The 4,804-nt window shown below is 46.3% G+C and carries 3 protein-coding genes; 1 reads left to right on the plus strand and 2 read right to left on the minus strand.

The window, feature by feature from the left end; translation table 11 throughout:
* On the plus strand, window positions 1-1,653 hold a 1,653-nt coding region (locus A3751_RS04375; RefSeq protein WP_068452616.1), incomplete at its 5' end, for an EAL domain-containing protein.
* Between the two features lie 22 nt (window positions 1,654-1,675).
* Here A3751_RS04375 and A3751_RS04380 read toward each other — a convergent pair.
* On the minus strand, window positions 1,676-2,245 hold the full coding sequence (locus A3751_RS04380; protein WP_068452622.1) for a DUF1285 domain-containing protein: 570 nt from the start codon (window positions 2,243-2,245) through the stop codon (window positions 1,676-1,678).
* Window positions 2,242-4,737, minus strand: a complete 2,496-nt coding sequence (locus tag A3751_RS04385; protein ID WP_068491850.1) for a CheR family methyltransferase — start codon at window positions 4,735-4,737, stop codon at window positions 2,242-2,244. The genes A3751_RS04380 and A3751_RS04385 overlap by 4 nt, the downstream gene beginning before the upstream one ends.
* Window positions 4,738-4,804: the final 67 nt, after the last annotated feature.

Below are 4,804 nucleotides of genomic sequence, written 5' to 3' on the forward strand. Positions count from 1 at the left end.
GAGCTACTGCTAGATAGTTCCAAAGACGCGATCGCATACGTCAACGAAGGCATGCACATCTACGCCAACACCTCTTACCTTGAATTTTTGGGTTATGACGACATCGACGAAATGATCTGCATCCCGATCATGGACACACTTGACGCCGCCTCCCAAGAAACCTTCAAGAACATGAGTAAGGATTTCACTGGCAACAATGCGGCCAAGCCGGTCGAGAATGTGTCAATGACAACAATTCGCGAAGATGGTACCAACATCCCCGTCTTAGTTAGCTTTTCGCATGCCAGCTATGACGGAGAATCATGCGTCCAAATCATTCTGAGACCGGTACAAGATTCAGCGGAACTTGAAGAAAAACTCAAGGAAATGAGTCAAACAGATCTACTCACCGGCCTTTTCAACCGCAGCGCCTTTATGGATGCACTTCATACATGTAAAGAAAACGCGGTTAAGGATGATCAAAAGTCTTCTGTGCTCTATTTAGCAATCGACCTTTTTCACCAAGTTAAAGCAAATCTAGGTATTGGCGATGCTGATTTTGTATTGCGCGATCTCGCGCAACTATTGCAAACCGAAGCGTCTGACGGAGACACGCTTGCTCGCTTAAGTGACGATGTATTCGGCGTTATTCTTGAAGGTGTAGACGCTGAGGCGGCAAAAGAAAGATCCGAAACGATTCGCAAAAAAGTAGAAGAACACTTGTTCGATGTCGAGGGCAAAACTGTTCAAGTGACAATGAGTATTGGTATTACGCTCGTTAACAATAATGCGCCGAACATCAAAGACATCCTTGGTCGCGCCCAAACAGCATCGGAGGATGTGCGCAAGCAAGATGGCTGCGAAAACGGCAATGGTGTTCTACTGTTTGAACCAAAAATTGAAAACCCTCTTGGCAACCACGACACCGCGACCGAATTTATAGAGCATGCCTTGGACGACGATCAGTTCAAACTGCTCTTCCAGCCCATCCAGAGCTTGCGCGGCGGCACGCATGAGCACTATGAAGCCTTCGTCAGAATGATTGATGACAAAGGGCAAGAAGTTAGCCCTTACGAGTTTCTTCCACCAAGCGGCCCATCAGAAGTCGCTGGCAAGATCGATAAGTGGGTCATCCTACAAACCATAAAGCAGCTCAGTGAACACCGATCTCAAGGCCACGAGACGCGTCTATTCATAAACCTAACCGGCGAGACTCTACAAGATACGAACTTTATCTCTTGGCTGAATGTCGCCTTGAAAGCGGCGCGTCTTCCTGGAGACTCGCTCATTTTTCAAATCGCAGAGAACAGTGCTATCACCTACCTCAAACAAGCAAAGGAGTTTGAAAAAGGCCTTAAAACGTTGCACTGTAATTTCTCGATCAATCAGTTTGGCCGAGCCATTAACCCCTACAATCTTCTGAAACACCTGAGCCCAGAGTACGTCAAGCTAGAGGGTTCATTCACGCAAGAAATGCAAAAAAGCGATGAAGGCAAAGAGGCAATGAAAGAAATGATTTCTTCACTGCAGGGGATGAACAAGCTTACGGTTGTGCCCTTGGTTGAAAGCGCATCATTACTCGCAACGCTCTGGCAAGCCGGAGTAAACTACATACAGGGATACTATTTGCAACCACCCGCTGAAGGCATGAACTACGATTTCAGCGAGGAGTAACGCACTTCCCAAGAGTTACTGACTAATGGCCGTCTTCATCCATTAGAAAAAAGCGACCGCAACTCCACAACCCAAAATGCCCGGCTTTGTCTGGGCATTCTTGTATAAATTCCGCCAATTCATAATACACTTGCCGGCTAACAAGCGCTTCAAGGTTACGGCGCACACGAACCACCGGCAAACAATCTCCATCGTCCGATTTGATCATTCTGATCGGGTGTTGTTCTGATACTTCAAAGGTATCGCCAACGTTGGTAGAAAAAATTATGCGCTGCCCGTCACCATCTCCTTGCTTGCTCATCATACGGACAACAAATGGCAGTAACTCGACCTGAAGTCGCATCTTCTCTACCGGCGTCACTAGAAAATACTGGTCTTTTTCTTTGAGCAAAATTTTCGAGAACAACTGAACAGTAGATTCTCGCGTCATAGGCTCATCCTGAAACCACCAAGAACCATCGCGCTTTATCGTTATCTCAACTTCGCCTTTTCTCTGAGGCTGCCATTGCTCAACCGGGGGCGTCTGATCTTCATACTTTAAAAGTTCTAGCAACTCTTGCGAAAAATTTGGTAATTGTTTGCCAGTTGTCACTTGATTACCCGATTCATCATCACGATGCACCCCGATCCAATGCCGCCATCAACCTTTGCGCTACTCGTTGACGTCAAGGTAACTTCCACATCCCCTCCATTGACGAACAGCACCTTCTTTGACAGTCCTTGATCCGTCCTGAGCACGTCACCTACATCGCTTATCAAGGTAGGATAATTAAGCGAATGTGTAATCTGGTGTAGCGGTCTCCCCACATCCCCAGCAATCAAATTTACATAATCCGTTGCAGCGGGATTAAAGATTCGGATCGACAAATCCTCATTCAAAAAGATGATCCCCACCGGCAGAGAATTGATAAGAATATCTAAATCAGACTTTGACGAAACAACCTCCCCAATCTTGGCCTGATACTCTGAGTTGACGGTGTATAACTCCTCATTGACTGATTGCAATTCCTCATTCGTACTCTGCAACTCCTCGTTTGCAGCCAACAACTCCTCATTCGATGACTGCAGCTCTTCGTTTGCCGTTTCTCTCTCTTCAATCGAGGTTTGGAGGCTTCGAGCGATATTCCTCATTTGACCTTCCAACTCCTTGATCCTTCTTAAGCTTGCAACATCCGGGTCATACATCTCAGCAACATAAGGCGAGTTTCCGCGCTCTTCCTTCGCCACAAACATGACCAAGTAATACGCCATGCCTTGATCAATATTACGAAACCGCTTCACACGAAGATCTAACGCCGTTTCCAATAACGGCGCGGGGACATTCTCTAAAACATATTCTTCAGTCTGCGATTGCGCGCCACTTAAGGCTTGTGAAGTAGGAACGGTTAAATCGTCAATCAATACATCCAAAATGTGCGATGACGGTGCACCACGTTTTTGCTGGTTGGTGTAAGGTCCAATATCCCCATAGAAATGCAGCGCTCCTCCATCCTCGTTCACCAGAACAGACGGCGGTAAGTAATCTTCAAGGATCGCATCCGTGATCGACCGCAAACTAGCAGGATTGCCAGCTTCATAGCCTTTCAAAATGGACTTAATATCCGGTACTTTAGGCTTAAGATTTTGTATAGTCGTTGTGGTACGGCTAAAACTAAGTGCACTCGCCTTAACGTCTAGCTTCTGGAAAATACGCTCCCTTTCATGCACCACACGACACGTTTCCTCCAGGCCCTTTACGGTCTCGGAAGAACCCAAGAACAGATAACCGCCTTTTCTAAGCGAAAACTGGAGCAAATCCAATACCCGACTTTGCGCGTCGCGCTGAAAATAGATCAGTACATTTCGGCAAACAACTAAGTCAGAATTACTGAAAGGCGGGTCAGCCAACAGGTTGTGCACGGCAAAAATAATCATTTTTCGGATACGAGGAATCACTGTATATCCATCGCCATCCGCATAAAAGTATTCTCGAAATCTAGCCTCCCCAAGATCACTGATTATATTGGGAGGAAAGCGCCCCATACTTGCTATAGAGATGGCATCTGGGTCTACATCGGTCGCAAAAATTTTGACACTCAATTGTTTTCCCGTTCTTTGGGCATATTCATCAACGAGAATCGCGAGGCTAATCGCCTCCTCACCAGTGGAACACCCTGCCGACCAAATCCTCAAACTGCCATTGCTATCGAGTTGCTCCATCATTCGGGGAAAGATATCTTCTTCGAGCACTTTAAATGCATCATCCCGAAAAAATCGCGTCACGCCGATCAGCATGTCTTTTGACAATGCAGACAACTCTGCTTTGTTTCCAACCAACAACTTGTAATAGCTGCCAATATCAGTCACTTGCGCAATACCCATGCGACGCGCAATTCGACGTTTTACCGTTTGCGTCTTATATGAGAGAAAATCCACCTCAGACTGCTGCTGAAGCAACTGACATATAGCCTCAAAGGCATGTTGATGTTCCGACGAAATAAGACTTTCTTCATCTTGAGAGAATACGGGGTTCACCAATAAACCCTGCAAACGCTTCGATAGCTCTGCGACATTACAAACAACATCGGCGCAACCCGACTGAATAGCGCTATTCGGCATACCGTCGAACTTCGCTTCATCTGGAGATTGAACCAGAACTAAACCGCCGACCTCTTTAATCGACAAAATCCCTCGGCTTCCGTCCGTACCAGTACCAGACAGAATGACTCCCACAGACTGATTTTGCATGTCCTCCGCTAACGAGCGAAAAAACACATCTATTGGAAATCGGGGTTCTCTGGTCGGGAATTGATCTGACACAATCAGTCGGCCCTCCCCAACCATCATGCTCTTGCCCGGCGGAATCAAATAGATAGTATCCGGATCGATGGTCATTCCATCTTCTGCATTGGTTACTGCTAAATCCGTCACCTTCGATATCAAGCTCGCCATAATAGAATCATAATCAGGCGATAGATGCTGAATGACGATATAGCTAGAGCGCCCATCCTTAACGACATGCTCAAAAAATACTTGCAGCGCTTCCACACCTCCAGCAGAAGCGCCAACCGAAATGAAATATCTAGATGAATTTGGTACAGACAAAATTATCCTTCCTTAGCGTGTTATCCACGTTTTTTTGTTTTTCTCGTTTTTAACTGTTGTTGTTTTT

The organism is Oleiphilus sp. HI0080, assembly GCF_001635135.1.